Source organism: Williamsia herbipolensis (assembly GCF_036153515.1).
GTDB classification, from domain to species: domain Bacteria; phylum Actinomycetota; class Actinomycetes; order Mycobacteriales; family Mycobacteriaceae; genus Williamsia_A; species Williamsia_A herbipolensis.
Window position 1 is genome coordinate 3,205,948 of the sequence record NZ_CP108021.1, and the last position, 18,914, is coordinate 3,224,861.

At 68.1% G+C, this 18,914-nt stretch carries 18 protein-coding genes; 14 read left to right on the forward strand and 4 right to left on the reverse strand.

Annotation, left to right across the window (positions count from 1 at the left end; all coding sequences use genetic code 11):
- Positions 1–91 precede the first annotated feature (91 nt).
- The 5 genes from OG579_RS14685 (at position 92) to OG579_RS14705 (ending at position 4,009) form a co-directional block, all read left to right on the forward strand.
- On the forward strand, positions 92–874 hold the full coding sequence (locus tag OG579_RS14685) for a hypothetical protein (RefSeq protein ID WP_328856535.1): 783 nt from the start codon (positions 92–94) through the stop codon (positions 872–874).
- Positions 871–1,602 carry a molybdopterin-dependent oxidoreductase gene (locus tag OG579_RS14690; RefSeq protein WP_328856536.1) on the forward strand — a complete coding sequence of 244 codons (732 nt, stop codon included), beginning with the start codon at positions 871–873 and terminating at the stop codon, positions 1,600–1,602. Before OG579_RS14685 ends, OG579_RS14690 begins: the two co-directional genes overlap by 4 nt.
- Positions 1,599–2,063, forward strand: coding sequence for a hypothetical protein (locus OG579_RS14695; RefSeq protein WP_328856537.1), 465 nt, complete (start codon positions 1,599–1,601; stop codon positions 2,061–2,063). The genes OG579_RS14690 and OG579_RS14695 overlap by 4 nt, the downstream gene beginning before the upstream one ends.
- Positions 2,064–2,482: 419 nt before the next feature.
- Positions 2,483–3,184: a hypothetical protein gene (locus OG579_RS14700; protein WP_328856538.1), complete on the forward strand. Its 702-nt coding sequence runs from the start codon at positions 2,483–2,485 to the stop codon at positions 3,182–3,184.
- A 108-nt stretch (positions 3,185–3,292) separates the two neighbouring features.
- Positions 3,293–4,009, forward strand: coding sequence for a GNAT family N-acetyltransferase (locus tag OG579_RS14705; RefSeq protein WP_328856539.1), 717 nt, complete (start codon positions 3,293–3,295; stop codon positions 4,007–4,009).
- On the opposite strand, the gene OG579_RS14710 is transcribed toward OG579_RS14705, so the two are convergent.
- Positions 3,967–4,716 (reverse strand): helix-turn-helix domain-containing protein, encoded by a 750-nt coding sequence (locus OG579_RS14710; protein WP_328856540.1) that lies wholly within the window; start codon positions 4,714–4,716, stop codon positions 3,967–3,969. The two genes, OG579_RS14705 and OG579_RS14710, sit on opposite strands and share 43 nt — an antisense overlap.
- Positions 4,717–4,782: 66 nt before the next feature.
- On the opposite strand from OG579_RS14710, the gene OG579_RS14715 reads away from it, so the two are divergent.
- Positions 4,783–6,246, forward strand: coding sequence for a CoA transferase (locus OG579_RS14715; RefSeq protein WP_328856541.1), 1,464 nt, complete (start codon positions 4,783–4,785; stop codon positions 6,244–6,246).
- A gap of 94 nt (positions 6,247–6,340) precedes the next feature.
- Positions 6,341–6,919, forward strand: a complete 579-nt coding sequence (locus OG579_RS14720) for an LGFP repeat-containing protein (protein WP_328856542.1) — start codon at positions 6,341–6,343, stop codon at positions 6,917–6,919.
- A 93-nt stretch (positions 6,920–7,012) separates the two neighbouring features.
- Here the strand turns inward: OG579_RS14720 and OG579_RS14725 are convergent, their stop codons facing one another.
- The gene (locus tag OG579_RS14725) at positions 7,013–9,337 is read right to left on the reverse strand and encodes a transketolase-like TK C-terminal-containing protein (protein WP_408068682.1); all 2,325 of its coding nucleotides are present in this window, start codon (positions 9,335–9,337) and stop codon (positions 7,013–7,015) included.
- A 131-nt stretch (positions 9,338–9,468) separates the two neighbouring features.
- Here OG579_RS14725 and OG579_RS14730 point away from each other — a divergent pair, with 131 nt between their 5' ends.
- Positions 9,469–9,954 carry an Lrp/AsnC family transcriptional regulator gene (locus tag OG579_RS14730; protein WP_328856543.1) on the forward strand — a complete coding sequence of 162 codons (486 nt, stop codon included), beginning with the start codon at positions 9,469–9,471 and terminating at the stop codon, positions 9,952–9,954.
- 112 nt (positions 9,955–10,066) lie between these two features.
- Positions 10,067–11,536, forward strand: coding sequence for an MFS transporter (locus OG579_RS14735; RefSeq protein ID WP_328856544.1), 1,470 nt, complete (start codon positions 10,067–10,069; stop codon positions 11,534–11,536).
- 12 nt (positions 11,537–11,548) lie between these two features.
- Here OG579_RS14735 and OG579_RS14740 read toward each other — a convergent pair whose 3' ends face one another.
- Positions 11,549–12,478, reverse strand: coding sequence for a LysR family transcriptional regulator (locus tag OG579_RS14740; protein ID WP_328856545.1), 930 nt, complete (start codon positions 12,476–12,478; stop codon positions 11,549–11,551).
- A gap of 148 nt (positions 12,479–12,626) precedes the next feature.
- Here OG579_RS14740 and OG579_RS14745 point away from each other — a divergent pair, with 148 nt between their 5' ends.
- The gene (locus tag OG579_RS14745) at positions 12,627–14,000 is read left to right on the forward strand and encodes an SLC13 family permease (RefSeq protein ID WP_328856546.1); all 1,374 of its coding nucleotides are present in this window, start codon (positions 12,627–12,629) and stop codon (positions 13,998–14,000) included.
- 124 nt (positions 14,001–14,124) lie between these two features.
- Positions 14,125–15,237 carry a PrpF domain-containing protein gene (locus OG579_RS14750; RefSeq protein ID WP_328856547.1) on the forward strand — a complete coding sequence of 371 codons (1,113 nt, stop codon included), beginning with the start codon at positions 14,125–14,127 and terminating at the stop codon, positions 15,235–15,237.
- Between the two features lie 37 nt (positions 15,238–15,274).
- Here OG579_RS14750 and OG579_RS14755 read toward each other — a convergent pair whose 3' ends face one another.
- Complete coding sequence (locus OG579_RS14755; RefSeq protein ID WP_328856548.1) at positions 15,275–16,108, reverse strand: LysR family transcriptional regulator; 834 nt, start codon at positions 16,106–16,108, stop codon at positions 15,275–15,277.
- A gap of 78 nt (positions 16,109–16,186) precedes the next feature.
- Between OG579_RS14755 and OG579_RS14760 the strand changes: the two genes are divergently transcribed.
- From OG579_RS14760 to OG579_RS14770, 3 genes are all read left to right on the forward strand, one after another.
- Positions 16,187–17,131, forward strand: a complete 945-nt coding sequence (locus OG579_RS14760; RefSeq protein WP_328856549.1) for a DMT family transporter — start codon at positions 16,187–16,189, stop codon at positions 17,129–17,131.
- 43 nt (positions 17,132–17,174) lie between these two features.
- Positions 17,175–17,648 carry an SRPBCC family protein gene (locus tag OG579_RS14765; protein ID WP_328856550.1) on the forward strand — a complete coding sequence of 158 codons (474 nt, stop codon included), beginning with the start codon at positions 17,175–17,177 and terminating at the stop codon, positions 17,646–17,648.
- Positions 17,649–17,727: 79 nt separating this feature from the next.
- On the forward strand, positions 17,728–18,912 hold the full coding sequence (locus tag OG579_RS14770) for a GGDEF domain-containing protein (protein ID WP_328856551.1): 1,185 nt from the start codon (positions 17,728–17,730) through the stop codon (positions 18,910–18,912).
- Positions 18,913–18,914 lie beyond the last annotated feature (2 nt).

An 18,914-nucleotide genomic window follows, 5' to 3' on the forward strand; every position in this document is an offset into this window, starting at 1 on the left:
CGAGCGATCGGTCGACAGAGAAACCGGCCGTGACCGCGTGCCGATCCGTCGCTCGACCAAGCCGACGGGGCCGCGGGTACGAATGCCCTGGGTGAGCGACACCGACGACACCGACAGCGCCGACGTCGGTGGCCGCGCGCTCGACGACCGTGCCGCCACGCCGAGGCCCACCGGCCATGCGGGCCGCCGGTTGGCCGCCGCCACGGCTCTGGTGCGTCGCATCATGGGCGAGACGACATCGGAGGTGCCGGTCCCGCGCAGAGGCGCTGTGCGCGAGCGCATTCGAGAGATGTTCGCGGTGCTCTACGCGATCGGGTTCACCTCCGGCGATCCGGCCGACGAGGACACCTCGTTGCGGAGTCCGCGGATCACGGCCCGCGTGGGCGCGTTGCTCGGCCTGTGCGTGGCCATATGTCTGGCCACGGGAATGATCAGCCATTGGATCCAGCATCCGCCGAGCTGGTTCTGGTTCCCTTCCGATCCACCGTGGCTGTACCGGTTCAGCCAGGGACTCCACGTCATCACCGGCACCGCAGCAATCCCGCTGCTGCTCGTCAAGCTCCAGCTGGTGTACCCACGCCTGTTCGCGCGGCCGGTCATCGGGTCGCCGCTGCGCGCGGTGGAGCGGCTGTCGATCGCGGTGCTGGTGAGTTCGATGATCTTCCAGTTGTTCACCGGACTGATGAACACCGCGCAGTTCTATCCGTGGAAATTCTTTTTCACCACAACCCATTACGCGATGTCGTTCGTCGTCGTCGCCGCGCTCATGGTCCACATCGCCGTCAAGCTCCCGATCATCCAGGCGGCATTTCGATCGCCACTCGAGGCGACCGAGGCCATCGACAACGAGCCCCTCGATCGGACCGCGCGATGACGACACCGCCACCGATCGGTCCCGAACGCGATGCCATCGTCGACGACCACGGAACCGACGATCCGCCCGCGGTCCCCAGGGACCCGCCGCCGTCGGTCTACGCGCGATTCGTCGACCCGACGACACGCGGAGCCCCCGGTGCAGTGACCCGGCGCGCGATCCTGCGCGGCGCCGTCGCCGCAGCCGGACTCGCCGTACTCGCGTTCGCCGGGCAGACGGTGCCGTTCCTCAAATGGATCTCGTTCCTCGCACCCCGTTCCGGCGACGGACCTCAGGGCGTACCGATCAACCGCACCGCGGCGGCAGCGGGAGTCACCATGGCCGCACAGTCGCGCGGATACACCTTCACCGTGACCGCGGGAGGACGAATGAAGGTTCTGACCCTCGACCAGTTGCGCGAGATGCCCCAGCACGACAGCGATCTCCCGATCGCGTGCGTCGAGGGCTGGAGCGCTCAGGCGACGTGGCGTGGGGTACGAGTGCGTGATCTCGTGGAACTCGTCGGCGGTGATCTCGATCGCGACGTGAGATTCGTGTCGCTGGAACGCGGGCTCTATGCCGTCAGCGTTCTGCCCGCGAACTTCGTCCGGAACCCGTCGTCGCTGGTCGCGCTCGAATTGCACGGTGAGACCTTGACCGTCGATCACGGGTATCCGTGTCGACTCATCACACCCAACCGGCCCGGGGTTCTGCAGACGAAGTGGCTGGCACGAATGGAGGTGCTGTGACCACACGGTTGATCAGGGCCTTGCTGATCGTCGGGGCGGTACCGGTCGCCTGGTACGGGTTGTCGTTGATCTGGGTGATGTCGCCTGCCGACATCATGTCGATCGTCGTGTGGCTGATCGCCGGCCTCATCGTGCACGACGCGGTGTTCGCGCCCCTGTGTATCGCCACCGGTCACGCAGCGAAGAATATTTTGCCGCAACGATGGTGGGCACCTGTGCTGGCCGGAGGGTCGGCGACCGTCCTGCTCGTCCTGCTGGCACTGCCGGTCATCCTGCCGCGCCCTGAGGGAAAGGCTGCACCGGGAGGAAACGAGAGCCTCACCATCCTGGATCGGCCCTACGGTCTCGGTCTGACCCTTGCCGTGCTGGTCATCTGGGCCCTCGTCGTCGTGATGGCGGTGCGCAACCGGCATGCCCGGTCACATCCACACGACGACGTCGCTGGTGTCCACGGCGCCTGACCGCACCGCGCCGGACTGCCCACAAGGGTGTCCGGGCGAACCACGACAACACCGTGTCCGCCCGGGCACCCATGTGATCAGTCCGACCGGTCCGGCGAGCGCCACTCATATCTCGTTGAAACGCAACAAATTTCTGATCGTCATCTGATCGGCACGTCACCGATCGTCATGAGGTCGTTCGTTGCCGGAACCGGCATGGATGGGTCGCGGTCCGCAGGTGCGGGGATAAATCGGTCACACCACCGTGTCTGCGGAAAAATTCAAACTTCTTGCCATCGAGACCAAGCCGAACCGCCAGGCGTGCCGAATGCCCTGTGTACACACTCTGATGGCCAAGCGGTCGTCGCCGAAACAGTGTGTCGCCAGCGTCGCCACGAAATACGTTGCGAACGAACACTTTCATGAACGGATATACACCCATGATGCTCAAGTCCCGCAAGATCGTGGTCGCCGCGGCGATCGCTGCCATCGCTGTTCTTCCGGCGGCTGCCTGCTCGAGTGACGACTCGTCGGATTCGGCGTCGTCGTCGACCGCGGCCACCTCCTCGGCGGCCCCCTCGGCGGCCGAGTCGAGCGCTCCGGCCCCCGTCGCCACCATCCCGACCCTCACCGGTCGCGACACGGCCGTCGCCCTGGACACCGGGTTCACCGACGCGCTCACCGCACTCAAGCTCACCCCGGGTGTCGTCGGTGGCGCGAAGCTCGAGAACGGCTCGCTGGTGTTCCCGATCACCGGTGGAAACGTCACGTACTACACCCCCGGATCGATCCAGCCGTACGTCCAGGGCAAGATCGAGCACGCCGGCGCCGGCTTCTCCCTCACCGCAGGGCAGACCGTTGTCGACATCACGAACCTGACCATCGACCCGGGCACCTCGAAGCTCATGGCCGACGTCGCCGTGAACGGTCAGGTCGCCGCCACCCAGGCGATCGTCTTCGATCTCGACGGCAGCACGCTCAAGCCGCTGCAGAGCAACCCCGACGGCACCGCGGTTCTCGAGGGCACCCGCGTCCTGATCTCGGACACCGCGGCCGGCCTGCTCAACAAGACCTTCAACACCGACGCCGTCAAGGCCGGTCTGCTGGTCGGAATCGCGAAGATCACCGTCAACACCAAGTGATCTCGCTTCTCTGAGCGATCTATTTCCCGCAGCGGCGGTCGTCGGCATCATGTCGGCGACCGCCGCTGTGTTTGTCCAGGGCGCGCGCCATCAGCAACACTGGTCTTCGTGTACACGTCCGGCCTCGAGGCCCTCGATCTCCCGGTCATGGGGTCGCTGCGCGGTCACCACGCCCACCTCGCCCGGGCAGTGGGCAGTGCAGTGGGTTTCGCTCCCGGGGTGTGCAGCTTCGTCGCCGTCGATGCCTCGGATCCCCGGCGGTGGGACGACCTGGCCGCACTGCTCGGACCAGGCGGTTTCGCCGACATGTTCAGTGCTCCCGACCGCCCACCCGCGGACTGGGAGCAGGTGTTCGGTCTCGACGGTCTGCAGATGGTGCACGACGGCTCGTTGCCGGCGGTTTCCTCGACCGAGTCGGTCGTCACCCTCGGCCCCGACGACCTTCCCGACATCCTCGATCTGGTGGAACGCACCCGGCCCGGGCCTTTCGGCCCCCGCACGCCCGAACTGGGTGTCTATCTGGGCATCCGAGATCAGGGAGAACTCGTGGCGATGGTGGGCCATCGTCTCCGCCCGCCCGGATGGACCGAGATCAGCGCCGTCTGTACCGCACCCGAAGCCCGAGGGCGCGGACTCGCCGCACACCTGCTCGCCGAACAGATCCGACTCATCAACGCCACCGGTGACCGTCCGTTCCTCCATGTGGCGCAGAGCAACTCGGCCGCCATCTCGGTCTACGAACGTCTCGGCTTCCGAGCCCGATCAGCCGTGTCGTTCCGCGGCTATCGCGTCCCGGGGACCTCGGAGGTGTCCGCGCCGCGCTGATCGATCTCTGCCCGGAGTGTCTGCGCGGCACGTTCGAGAACCGGAACCCGTCCGCCCCGCGGCGCACGCCGTGCGGTGACCATGAGCGCGATGTCGGGTTGCGTGGTGGGTAGCGCGACCGCCGCGATGTCGGGGTCGGCGAGTCCGTCGCTGCGGGCGATCCGATGGCGCCGGATCAGCGGCAGCTCCGTGGCGAACGCCCGTGCGGCGACGGGATCGGCCACCGCGAGTTCGCCGAGGATGCGACGTCGTACCGGCTCGTCGCACAGTGCGAGCAGCAACCGACCCGCCGCGGTGCGCAGCGTCGGGCGCGGGCGGTGATCGTCGGCCACCACCTGCAGTCGCGTCGGCGCCCGTGGGCCGGCGTGGTCGAGATAGAACACCTCGCGCCCCACCAGGGCGGCGAGCGTGACCGGTGCCTGTACGAGTCGACTCAGCCGGACGAGGTCGTCGTAGTCGACACCCGCCGTCGACGGCGCACCGGCGACGACGGTGAGGACGTGCATCCGGAGGCCCGTGCGGTAGCGCGAGTCGACGACCCGCAGATAGCCGAGCACGCACAGCTCCCGGACCAGATCCTGGGTGGAGCTCACCGGTGCGCCGATGACGCGGGCGAGGTCGGTCAACGTCGGTGCCGTCGCGGATCGGGCCACGTGGTCGAGAAGGCGATCAGCGCGGGCCAGCGAGCGGTGTCCGGTCGAGGTCACGGTCCATAGCCTACGGATATCCGTAAGGCCGGGAGCCGCGCGTGTCGTCCGACGACCGTGGACGTCATGAACGCCGACACCGCAACCCCACAATCGTCCACTGCCGACACAGCCTCCCGCCGACCACTCGGCGCGCCGTCGACAGCAGCGATCATCGACAGCCTCACCGCATTGTTCGGGCCCGACGACGAGCAGATCCGTTCGTACGCATCGGTGATCGGCGGCGATCCGTTGACACCGTCGCCACACCGCCTCGCCGATGCGACCTCCGCCGCGATCGCCGCGTTCGGGATCCAGGTCGCCGCGGTGGCCGAATCCGCCGGCGCAGATCCGCAGACGATCACCGTGCGCGCCGTCGATGCGATCGACCAACTGCGCGCCTCCTACCTGACCATCGTGTCCGGGGTGCCCGCCCCTCACCTGATCGAAGACCCTCGCGCATTGGGCAACAACGACTTCTATCGCTGCCACGACGACCGGTGGATCTTCCTCATCACCACCTACGCCGGACTGCGCGATGCCGTGTGCAAAGTGCTCAACTGCCCGCCCTTCCCGGATCGGATCGCCGAGGCCGCTGCCCACTGGGACGCCGTGGCACTGGAGACCGCGGTGTGTGCGGCGGGCGGCGTGGCGGCGGTCGTGCGCACCGCGGCGCAGTGGCGTGCCCACGAGGTGGGGATCGACCTGCTCGCGCGTGACATCGTCGAGATCGACCGCATCGGTGACGGTCCGCAGACCGATCTGCCGGCGGCCGCCTCCTGGCCACCCCTGGGCGGTGTCCGGGTCACCGACCTCACCCACGTGATCGCCGGACCGGTGTCGACGCGGCTGCTGGCCACCTTCGGCGCCGACGTCCTGCACGTCTCGCGGCCCGACAACTCCGACCCGAACGCAATGGTGGTCATGACGGGTGGCGGCAAGCGCAATGCTTTCGCCGATCTGCGCGACGATCACCAGCGGGCCGCGTTCAGCGAGGTGTGCGCCGGCTCCGACGTCGTGGTGAACTCCTACCGCGGTATCGCCGAGCGGGGATTCGGGGCGCACGACCTCGCAGCCCTGCGACCCGGTGTCGTGGTGTGCGAGTACCACTGCTGGGGCGCCGACGGTCCGTGGGCCGAGCGCGGCGGCTTCGATCAACTGGCATGCTCGGCAACCGGATTCGCCGGGTCGGAGGCCGTGAACGGCCGACCATCGTTGCCGCCCACCTATCTCCTCAACGATTACCTGGCGGCGTACCTCGGTGCCGCCGGGATGGTGGCCGCGCTGCGCCGTCGTGCCGCGGTGGGCGGATCCTGGCGCGTACGCATCAACCTCGCCCGCGTGTGCATGTGGGTACAGGATCTCGGCCTCTTCGCACGCGACGTCGTCGACGACATCCCGCGGCCCTCCGCCCCCACCATCGGACTGCAGACCGTCGACAGTCCGTTCGGCGTCATCACCGAGCCCGGTCTGCCGTTGTCGTTCGACGGCGTCCCGACCCCGGTGACGGGGGCACCCAGTCCGCTGGGCAGTTCGCCGCTGCGGTGGTAGCCGACTGCGCGCGTGACCGGTCGCCGTACTCCGATCGGACCACATGTTCGGCCAACCCCCCGATCATTTAGCGTCCTTATGTAAGGATTCGACAATGCAACTCAAGAAGCGTGCAACAGCCCTGACCGTGGCGGCGATGGCGGCCGTGCTGGTGGGCTCGGCGCAGACCGCCGCGATCGCCGGTGCCGACGAACAGATCGGCGAGTACAACGTCGGCGGACGCATCCTCGAGGCGTTCAAGGCCACCGGTGGCGTCGAGAAGTGGGGCGAACCCACGATGGACGAGGCCTTTGCCGCCGACAGAGGTCGCTTCCAGCGATTCGGCAAGGACACGTCGTTCTACTGGAAAGCCAACGTCAGCAACGGGATCGCGCACCCGATCAGCGACCCCATCCGCGCGAAGTGGGGCAGCCTCGGCTTCGAGCGCGGCGCACTGAAGTTCCCGACCTCCAACGAGATCGACGCCGCGGGCAAGGGGCGCAAGCAGTTGTTCCAGGGCGGAAACCTCTACACCAGCGAGAAGTCGGGCCAGCACCCCGTGTGGGGCGGCATCCTCGGCAAGTACGCCGCGGCCGGCGGCCCCGGCAAATTCGGGATGCCGACCAGTGACGAGTACCGGATCGGCCGCAACTACGCGCAGAACTTCGAGGGCGGACGCCTCGTCTGGCCGTGACCTGTTCGGGCATCACGTGCCCAACTGCGGTCCTTACGTGCCCAACCGCGGTCGTTACGTGCCCAACTGCGGTCGTTACGTGCCCAACTGCGGTCAGGCGGTGACGTCGAGGGCGGCGCGCACGATGCTGTCGGTGTCGATCCCGTGCAGTCGGTAGACGTCGTCGAGTGAACCGACCTGCCCGAAACTGCTGACGCCCAACGACACCGATGCGACCCGGTTGACACCGGCGAGGAACGCCAGGGTGTGGGGATGCCCGTCGAGGACGGTCACCATCGGGGTGGCGCGGTCGGCGGGGAGCACCTGATCGAGGATCCACGTCGGTGCCGATCCCTGACCGCGACGCGCCTGCAGTGCCTCGAACAGCAGTCCCGCACTCGTCACCACGAGGACGTCGGCCGCCACGCCCGCCTGCTCGAGTCGGTCGGCGGCGGCGAGCGCCTCGGGGACCACCGCGCCCATCGCCACCAGGGTGACCACCGGATTCGCCTGGCGCACCAGAGGGTAGCCCCCGGCGACGACCTGTCGGCGGCGTCGTTCCCGCGCCGCGGGATCATCGGGGACGTTCGCCAGCGACTGGTCGACCGGACGCGTCGACAACCGCAGGTACGCCGATGTGCCGTCCGGCCGACCGAGGCGCCCCATGCTGGCCAGCAACGTCCACTCGACGTCGATGCCGAACGCCGGCTCGTACGCGATGCACCCCGGCTGTTCGAGTCCGATCGATGGTGTCGTGATCGACTGGTGTGCACCGCCTTCGGCGGCGAGACTGACCCCCGAGGGTGTCCCGACGAGGATCGACTGCCCGCCGGCGTAGATGCCGTAGGACCAGGGCTCGAGGGCGCGCTCGACGAACGGGTCGTACATGACGCCGATCGGGAACAGTGGCTCACCCCACCGACTCCACGTCGCGCCCAGCTCGCCGATGAGACCGACGAGGTTCGTCTCGGCGATACCCAGTTCCATGTGCTGACCCGTCGGCTTCTCGCGCCAGTGCATGAGTGTCTCTGGATCGTCGTCGAACCAGTTGTGGCGCTCGGCCGCCGACCACACACCGACCTTGTTGACCCAGCCGGCGAGGTTGGTGGTGGAGCTGACGTCGGGGCTCACGGTGACGACCCGACGGGCGATGTCGGGGGCGCTGCGGTTGAGGTCGAGCAGGACTCGACCCAGGCCCGCCTGAGTGCTCGAGGTGCCCTTCGGGGTCCGTTTGCTGTCGATGGGCACCTCGAGGCGGGGTGCCGTCGGGACCGGATCGCGTCGGAGGCGCTGGGCGGTCGTCGCGCAGAGCTGTGCTGCGGCGCTCTCGTCGGGGAACCGTTCCCACGGGTGGCCGGGGTCACGCCCGAGTTCGGCGGCGAACGAGGCGAACTCGTCGACGGTGAGCAGCGATGAATGGTTCTGTGGGTGGCCCTCGGTGGGCAACCCGTAGCCCTTGATCGTGTAGGCGATGATCGCCGTGGGTCGGGTGTCGTCGATCTCTCGATATGCCCGGATCAGCGCCGACATGTCGTGACCGCCCAGGTTGCGGATCGCCGCGGCCAGGGTGGAGTCGTCCAGATCGGCGATGAGCGCGGCGATCGCGGACGCGCCGTCTCCGTCACCGGGAAGTCGGTTGCGCACCTCGTCGGGTGAACAGCGCAGCAGCCGTTGATATTCGGCGTTCGGCATACCGAGGATCCGCGCGCGCAACTCGATGCCGCCGTCGCGCGTGAACAGCGACTCCAGCAGGGCACCGAAGGTGACCGTGATGACCTGCCAGCCGGCGGCGGCGAACATCGCCTCCAGTCGACCGGCGGCGATCATGGGCACGACGCGGTCGAGCGACTGGCGGTTGAGGTCGATGATCCACACCACCTCACCGAGTTCGGCGACACCGGGATCGAGGATCGCCTCCCACACCGCCCCCTCGTCGAGCTCGGCGTCACCGACGAGGGAGTACTGACGTCCGCTGCTCGTCTGGCCGGTGGAGGTCTGGACGTAGCGCCGCGCCATCGCACCCCAGATCGGTGCGGTGGCACCGATTCCCACCGACCCCGTCGAGTAGTCGACGGTGTCGGGATCCTTTGACCGGCTCGGGTACGACTGCAGGCCACCGAACTCGCGCAGGGTGGTCAGGTACTTCTCCTCGAGGTCCCCGAGGAGGTAGTTGAGGCTGTGCAGGACAGGCGACGCGTGTGGTTTCACCGAGACGCGGTCGCCGGGCTGGAGCTGGTCGAACCACAGCGCCGTCATGATCGAGACCATCGACGCGCACGACGCCTGGTGGCCCCCGACCTTCAGGCCCGAGGGGTTGGGCCGCACCCGGTTGGCGTGATGGATGATCGCCGTCGAGAGCCACAACACCCGCTCACCGATCTCGTCGAGGACCTCCGGCGAGGCCTCGTGCATCGGGTCGGTGTGGCTGGGCGATGACATGGCGTACTCCTCGGCACTGGCGATCTGTACTCCAAACGGTGCTCTCGCTTGGCCGATTGCGCAACCACCCCTGTGTGGACTGCGCATAATGCACATATCGACGTCCCATCGCCCCGACAGAGGTGAGCACAATGACCCATCCGCGCAGTGTCGACTCCACCGACGCGCGATTGTTGATGGCGCTCAACGCCGAGCCGCGCGCGACCACTCTCGCGCTCGCCGAGCGCGCGCGCCTGTCCCGCAACACCGTGCAGTCACGACTGTCGAGGTTGGAGAAGGGGCATGCGCTGCGACCGTTCGAGCGGCGTGTCGACCCGGCCGCACTCGGGTACCCGGTGCGGGCGTTCATCATGACCAACCTCCGCCAGCGCGAACTCGACGCCGTCGGTGTCGCGCTCGCGCGGATCCCCGAGGTCGTCGAGGTACACGGGCTCAGCGGGGTGGCGGACCTGCTCATCCAGGTCGTCGCACGCCACGTCGAGGACCTGTACCGGATCGCGGGGGAGATCCTCGCGATCGACGGGGTGGAGCGCACCACGACAGGACTGGTGATGCGGGAGATGGTGGACTTCCGGGTCTCGCCCCTGCTGGAGGAGTTGGCCGGCGAGACGTCATAGTGGCGGCCCCGGGAGGAGTGCGACAGGGACGCGACAGAGCGCGACAGTCCCACGACAGCGGCGGTTCATAACGTCTGGTCTCGACACCGACCTCGCACGTCAGGAGACCCGCGTGACCACTTCCCCTGCCCCGACCGCCGCACCGCCGGTCTCGTCGGCGCGCACCTACACCTCGCTCGCCGCGGCCTGGATCCCCCTCGCCGCGCTGTGCCTCGCGTTCTTCGTCGAGATGGTCGACAACACGCTGTTGTCGATCGCGCTGCCGACGATCGGACGCGACCTGGGCAGCAGCACCACCGCCCTGCAATGGATCACCGGCGCCTACTCGTTGACCTTCGGCGGGCTGCTGCTGACCGCCGGATCGATCGCCGACCGGTTCGGCCGACGCCGGGTCCTGATGATCGGCCTCGCGGCCTTCGGCACCCTGAGCCTGCTGGTGGTCGCGGTCACCAGCACGGGCGAACTCGTGGCCTTGCGTGCCGCGCTCGGCGTCGCGGCCGCCGCGATGGCACCGATCACCAACTCGCTGGTGTTCCGGTTGTTCGACGACAAGGCGCTGCGCATGCGCGCCATGACCGTGATGATCGTCGTCGGCATGGCCGGCTTCGTTCTCGGACCGGTGCTGGGTGGCACCGCGCTCGCGCACGTCCGGTGGGAATGGCTGCTGCTCGTCAACGCCCCCATCGCGCTGATCGCAGGCATCGGCGTGTGGCGCGGAGTGGCCCCCGATCGTCGTGACGGCCTCACCCACGACCGGCTCGACCTCCCGGGCGCGGTCCTGAGCATCGCCACCATCGGGTTGGCCTGCTGGTCGTTGACCAGCGGGGTCCAGCACGGCTGGTCGTCGCTGCCCACCCTCGCCGCCATCGCCGGTGCCGTCGCCGCGGGCGCGGCGTTCATCGTCCACGAACGTCGCACCGCCGCACCGATGCTCGACCTCGGACTGTTCGCGAACGGCACCGTCCGAGGCGCCGCGATCGCGCAGATCGGTACCGCGATCGCGATGGCCGCGGTCATGTTCGGCCTGATCCTGCACTTCCAGTACGCCTATGGGTGGAGCCCGGTCCGCGCCGGCCTGGCGAACCTGCCGATCATCATCACCATGGTCGCAGCGACACCGCTGTCGGAATGGCTCGCAACGCGTTTCGGGCACAGGATGGCGTGCCTCATCGGCGCTGCGTGTCTCGGTGGGTCACTCGCCGGGCTGGCGTGGGGCGTCGACCACGGTTACGTCGCGATCGCGGCCTGCATGGTCCTCATGACCATCGGCCTGCGGACGGTCATGACGATCTGCGCGGTCGCCCTGGTCGACGCCATGCCGGCCAACCGCACGTCCATCGGCACCGCCCTCAACGACACCGCGCAGGAGGTGGGCACCAGCGTCGGTACCGCCGTGGTGGGCACCCTCATCGCCGTCCTGGTGACGACGCGACTCCCCGCGGGCACGTGGAGCAGCGACCTGGTCGCCTCGTTTTTCCACGGCGAGCGCATCACCTACGGCATCCTCGCCGTCGTCGTCGGGCTCGTCGCGGCGATCGGAGCGCTCACGCTCAACGACTCGCGCGCGGTCGAGGACCAGTAGCGTCACCGCCGCCTACGCGATCGCCGCCGTCGCGATCCGGTCAGCGGCCCCACGCAGGGCTCGGGAGACCGCATACATCGCCGGTGTGTACTGCCGACGGGCCAGCGACGCAACGTAGATGACACGGGTGGGCACACTGTCGGCCGGGGCGAACCGGGCCGTCCGCACGTCGGACCGATGGTGCACGACGGCCAGACGCGGGACCATGGCGATGCCGACGCCCGCGGCCACCATGGCCTCGATCTCCTGGTAGTCGTGAGCCTCGTACACCACCTCGGGTTCGAAACCTGCTGCACGACAACTTCGATAGAGAACTTCGGCCGCAGGATGGTCGTCGTTGCGGATGATCCACCGCCCGCTGGAGAGGTCCGATACCCGAACCTCTCCGCCGGCGCGCTCATCGTCGATCGGTATGAGCAGAAGTGTCTCGTCCTCCATCAGGGGCTCGAGAGACAGCGAGCGCTCAGCCTCGTCGGTCCAGGAGTAGCTCCACAGCAGCGCCAGATCGACTTCACTCGAGTTCAGCATCTCGAGCAACCGCGGACGTACCGCCGATTGCACGCGCACGTCGACCCCCGGCCATCGGGCGTGGTACTCCTTCAAGGCGTCTGACAACAGCGACGCACTGACCGTCGGAAACGAACCCAGCCGCACCGTCCCTCTTTCCAGCCCGCGGATGGCCTCGAGATCGCCGCTGGCGGCGCGCATCTCCCGTCGAAACAGTCGGGCACGGCTGGTGAGGATCTCGCCGGCCTCGGTGAGCTGGACGCCGCGAGGGAGCCGGGTCAACACCGGCTGCTTGATCGCATGCTCGAGCTTGGAAATCCGTTGCGATGCAGCCGACGGCGTCATGCTCGCACGCTCGGCGCCGGCGGTGAGCGATCCCGCTTCGGCGATGTCGAGCAGCAGGAACAGGGTCACGACGTCGAACGGTTGCTGCACGCACCTCTCCGTTCAGTTGAGCTAAAGGAAATCGTAGTAGAACGATATTGTCCTGAATAAGGCTGGTCAATAATGTGATGCGCACAACGTTGTAGCGGTGATTGTGATCCGCGCCCCAACCGCCGTCCTGCGACACGAAAGACAGATCATGACCGCCACGGAAATACTCCCGCTGCTCGCCCTTGTGGTGATGTTCGTCATCGCCACCCGCTTCCCGATCAACATCGGGATCCTGGGTTTCATCGGCGCGTTCGCCGTCGGCTACTTCGCCCTCGGCTTCGACGACAAAGAGATCCTCGGCGAGTTCCCCACCTCGATTGTCCTGACCATCGTGGGTGTCACCTACTTCTTCGGAATGGCCAAGCGCAACGGCACCATCGACCTGATGGTCAACTCCTGCATCCGGGCCGTGCACGGGAGAGTGACCGTGGTTCCCTGGGTGTTCTTCTTCTCCGCGTCGGTCCTCACCGCGCTGGGCACGTTCAGTCCGGCAGCGGTCGCGCTGATCGCGCCCGCCGCCATGGCGTTCGCCGCGCGCACCAAGATGAGCCCGCTGGTGATGGGCATCATGACCATCAACGGCGCTCACGCCGGCGCGTTCTCTCCCATCTCGGTCTCGGGTGTGTTGGTCCGCGAGATCGTCGAGAAGAACGGGCTCTCGATTGCGCCCTGGACACTGTTCTTCGCCAGCTACGGCATCAACCTGCTGCTGTCCGTGCTCACGGTGGTGGCGTGGGCGGCCCTCGCAAAGACCCGCGGGTTCGAGTTCTCGGCGACCGGTGGCGGTCAGAAGTCCGTGATCGACGGTCCGGTCGGAACACCGGCCGACTCCGGACCGACCGGCGGTGTCGGTGGTGGCGGTACGTCCACCGGGCTCCTCACCCGCCCCGCACCGACACCTCTCGTCGATGTCGCGGTCCCGGTGACACTGGTTCAGAAGCTCACGTTGCTGCTCATCGGGACACTGCTGGTCCTCGTCCTCGTACTGCACCTGCCGATCAGCTTCGTCGCCATCGCCGCCGGCGCGATCCTCGCGTTCACAGATCTCAAGGGACAGAACCAGGCCATCGCCGACATCAGCTGGTCGACAGTTCTGCTCGTGGCGGGAATGGTGACCTACATCTCGATCCTGCAAGAGGCCGGCACCATCGATGACCTCGCCGGTATGGCCGTCACCATCGGCGCACCTCTGATCGTGGCCATCGTGCTCTGCTACGTCATCGGCGTGACGTCGGCGTTCGCGTCCTCCACCGCTCTGCTCGCCGCGATCATCCCGCTGGCGATGCCCCTGCTGGAGATGGGCACCCTGCCGGTCGTCGGAGTGGTGGCCGCGCTGGCCATCTCGGCAACCGTGGTCGACGTGTCGCCGTTCTCGACGAACGGGGCACTGGTCCTGGCCAGCGCCCAAGGCATCGACCGCCCTCGCTTCTATCGGCAGATGATGGTCAACGCGGGCATCGTGGTCGCCATCGCGCCGGCCATCTGCTGGTTGGTGCTGGTCATGCTGCCCACATCGCTGTGACTTAAGAACTGCTACAGCACATCGTCGAACTCCAACATTGTGCTTGACCCCCTTGGGTCGCACGCTGGACTCAACGGACTTCAACCGAAAGGCCACCACAGTGTTCACACTTCGTGGGACATGGATGCGAGGCGGTACCAGTAAGTGCTGGCTCTTCAACGCCGTCGACATCGACCCGTACATCGACGACGCCGGCGGCCTCGACGCCATCCTCACGGCGGCCTTCGGTTCTGGTGATCCGCGTCAGCTCGATGGCGTGGGCGGGGGCACCTCGACGACGTCGAAGGCGGCCATCGTGCGCCGCTCTGCTCGACCCGACATCGACGTGGAGTACCTGTTCGCGCAGGTGGCGATCGACAACCGGTCGGTCGAGTGGGGTAGCAACTGCGGGAACTGTGCGACGGCGATCGGACTCTTCGCCCTGCAGACCGGTCTGGTGCCCATCGACCCTGCCGTCACCACCGTACGCATGCGCAACGAGAACACCGGTGCGGTTCTCACCGCCGAAATCCTCACCCCCGGTGGGCGTGTACCCGCCGAGGGGGATGCCGCGGTGCCGGGGACGACAGCGCTGGGGGTGCCGGTCGCCCTCACCTTCGGTGGTCTCGCAGCCGACCGCACCTCTGTGCTGCCCACCGGGAACGCGACCGACGTGGTCTCGCTCGGCTCACGTGCGTTCCACGCGACGATGGTGACCGCCGGGGCGCCGGCAGCGCTGTTCGACGTCGCCGACTTCACCTCGAACGCGCGCGGCGACACCGCGATCGACGCCGACCGCCTGGACACCCTCGTCGCGTTGCGGCGGGAGGCCGCTCTGCGGATGGGACTGTGCCACCCGGGCGATCCGATCACCCACGCGATCCCCAAGGTCGGGATCGTGGGGTCGCCGGTCGACTATCGCACCACCAGTGGTCGCGCGGTCACCGCCGACGAGTACGACATCGCAGTGCGCATGGTGTCGATGATGGCGCCGCACCCGGCGATCGGCCTGACATCGGCGGTCGCCGTGGCAGCGGCCGCCTCCATCGTGGGCGGGGTGGTGGCCCGGCGGTCCGCGGTGGGCGGTCCAGGGTCGCTCAGGATCGGGACGGCCGCGGGCGTCATCGGCATCGACACCTCGTCAACCGATGACGGGATCCTGGAGTCGGTCACCCTTCATCGCGCCGTCCGGCGGATTGCGACCGCCGACCTTTTCGTGGCTGTACCCGCGCCGGTTCTGCTGAGCGTCGCGTCCTGACCGTTCGCGACACCATCCGGCACCCGCGAGGAGGTGATCAGGCCGCGTCGACTCGTCCGGACAGGGCATGACGCAGGAGGCCCACGATCTCCTGACGGATGGACGTGTCGACGCGGGCACTGGTGGCGACGAAGAGGCTGATGTCGGGGATCGGCGGGAGTCCGCGGACGACCCGTAGCCCGTCGTGTGCCGGCCCGATGCGCGGCAGGGGGGTCATCCCGACACCGGCGCGCGCCGCGCCGACAACCGATGTGAGGTCGACACATTCGGCCGCCACCCGGTGCGGACGCCGTCCCAGGGAGGCCAGCGCCTCGTGGCGCACCGCGCAGGGGTTGGCGAACAGCACGAGGTCCTCGCTGGGGCGGGCGTCGTGGGCGAACCACTGCAGCGGGACCGGCGCCACGCGAACGCTTCCTCTCGCGGGGCGGGTCAACATCAGGGCGACGTCGGCGCGATCGTCGTCGACGAGGTCGCGGACGTGGGCGCTGCGCGTGAGGCGCAGCCGCACCGGCCGCTCCGGATGCCGGGCGTGGACGAGCGACATCACGGTGGGGACGAGGAACTCGGCGGCGTGTTCGGTGGCGGCGACCAGGATCCCGTTGTCGTCGTGCGGGGTCAGCGTCCGCACGGCGTCGTCGTGGTGGGCGATGATGTCGCGGGCTCGGACCGCGAGTTCGTCGCCGTCGCTGGTGAGTGCGATCCCGCGCCCGTCGGGGATCACCAGGCGACATCCGAGTTCGCGCTCGAGCTTCCGGATATGTCCGGTCACCGCAGCCGGCGACAGGTGCAACGCGTCGGCGGCGCGACGCACGCCGGAGAACGCGACCACCGCGGCGAAACTCCGCAGCGGCGTGATGTCGAGGGTGGCCATGACCGACAGTATGCGCCGATCGTTCACGATCTGCGAACGGTCTTGAAGCCACCCGGCTGACCGGCGCACCGTGGACGCATGCCCAACCGCCCGCTCTCACCTCGTCTGGCCGCCCCCACCGTGCTGCTCTACGCGGCCGGTTACCCGATCGGCGCCGCCACCGTCGCCGTGATGTCCCCGTTCCTCGTGATCGCGCTCCGGTTCACCCTGTCGGCGGCGCTGCTGTGGGTCATCGTCGCGATCCGGCGACCGGCGCGACCGACGCGACGCCAGATGGGACACGCCATGGTGGCGGGCCTCATGACCCAGGGCGTCCAGTTCATCGGGCTGTACTGGGCACTCGATCACGGTGTCCCGTCGGGGCTCGCGGCCCTCGTGATCGCCCTGAACCCGGTGGTGACGGCCGGGCTGATGATCGTCTTTCTCGGACAACGCGAGTCGCGGCGCGGCGCGCTCGCACTCGGTCTCGCGGCGGCGGCGGTCGTACTGGCCTGCGCCCCGAAGATCGTCGCCGACCACGGGATCGGGCTCGGGATCGTCGCGGTGATCGTGGCCATGGTCGGTCTGTCGGCCGGTGGGATCTACCAGGGACGGTTCTGTGCCGACATGGACGTGTGGATGGTGAGCGCCCTGGGCCTCACGGCGTCGACGCCCGTCGCCGCGGTGTTCGCCGTCACCTCGCCCGAACACACGACCGACCTGCCGAGGGCGCTGATCCTGTTGGCCACCATGATCGTGTTCAGTTCGGTGGGTGCCACCACGCTCTACTCCGCGTGCATCAAGTCCGCGGGCGCGCGGTCGGCGTCGATCGTGTTCGCGGTGATCCCCGCCGCCGCCTCGGTCATGGCCTGGATCGCGTTGGGGGAGAGCCTGTCCCCGCTCACGATCGGCGGTCTGGCCCTTGGCGCAGCGGCCTGCGTGGTGCAGGCACGCAGTGCGCCCGCCGACGCGACACCGCCGTCCGAGGACACCGCCGTCACCGCGCCACCCGAGCACGCCGTCGAGAAACCATGTCTGCGCTGAGGATCTCTGACGGAATCGTGGCGGGGCCGCTACGGTACTGGCCATGGCACCCAGCGCGTACACCGTCACCCGGTCGATCGACGTCGCCGCTCCCGCCGATGTGGTCTACGCGCTCATCGCCGATTTCCACCACTGGACCGCGTGGTCACCGTGGGAGCAGACCGATCCGAACGTCGAACGGTCATACTCGGGACCCGATTCCGGCGTCGGCGCGACCTATGCCTGGAAGGGTAACCGGAAGGCCGGCGCCGGGAGCATGGCCATCACCGACGTCGAACCCCGCCGTCACATCACCATCGCGCTCGAGTTCCTGAAGCCGTTCAAGTCGACCAGCACGGTCGTGTTCACGATCGTCGAGCAGATCAACGGCACCACCGGCGTCGAGTGGACGATGACCGGCGACCGCTCCGGTGTCGCGAAGCTGATGACGAAGGTCGTGCCCATGGACAAGCTCATCGGCGGCGACTTCGCCCGGGGCCTCGAACAACTCAAGGCGCGCGCCGAATCCGCTGTGTGACACCGTGCGGTGCAGCGCGCGACCTGAGCGATCCGCGAGCCCCGGGCGGGGCGTCACCTAGAATCGGTGAGCGCGTTCGATGACGGCGCGAAGCCCGAGCGACGAGAGGCGGTGGCTGCCGGTGCCGCCTCCGCATCCTCGGGGTCCCGGCGCGGCGCGCATCCGCGACAAGACCACGATCGAACTCCTGCGGTGGTGGTGGGAGCAGCCGTTCGAGTACGAGTGGGTCTACGCGTTCGCGGAGTCGCGTGCGTGGTTGCGCGTGGACCGGATCCTGGTCGCCTCCGGGTACGCGATGCTCGCCGCGATGGGGATCGCTCTCATCGCCTCCGGTCGTCCGGGACCAGCCGTCACCGTCTGCGCCGGGATCGCGGTGGCGGCGTTCAGCTTCTGCGCGTGGTGGTGGTGGTCTGACCGTCCGTGGCCCTCCGAGAGGGTGTCGCTGGCATTCCTGGCCGTCACCGAGCTGTCCGTTCTCGCCCTCGCCGGGGCGGCGCCGTCGTCCACGGCGGCACTCGCGTTGCTGTCGCTGTACGTGCTCCTGGGCATCTATGTCATCTTCATCCACAGCCCTGCCGTTCTCGTCGCGCACTGCGTGTGGGTGACGGCGGTGATCGTCGGGACCGGCGCCTACGCACTGGTCGTCGCCGACCTCGACATCGTGACCGGTGTCGTCATCGTGGTGGCGCAACTGGCGGCCTGCAACGCCGGACTGATCGCCGGTCAGATCGCGCTGACCTTCCTGCGCAACGACGCCCGCAACTCGTTCACCGATCCGCTGACCGGTCTGCTGAACCGGCGCGGATTCGAGGAGGCGCTGTCGCACTCGAACACGCGGGTCCCGGCCGGGGGTCCCGTGAGCGTTCTCATGGCCGACATCGACAAGTTCAAGACGATCAACGACGCGAATGGTCACGGCCACGGTGACGCACTCCTCGTGGCCGTCGCGACGGCCCTCACATCGGTCTGCGACGGTCATGCCGATGCGATCGCCCGGATCGGTGGTGACGAGTTCGTCGCGGTCCTGCACGTCGATTCGGAGTCCGCGTCGATGCTGGCGCACCGGGTCCGGGCGTCGATGGCCGATCGGTCACGGTCGGCGCCGGTCACGATGAGCATCGGCATCCACACGACGCGGCCCATGACCTGGCCACCACCCGACCGCGAAGTCGGTGCGATGCTGGCCCGAGCGGACGCGGTTCTGTACTCGACCAAGCGCAGTGGTGGCGATGCGGTGACCGCGGTGCACGACTCCGAGCGTTGACC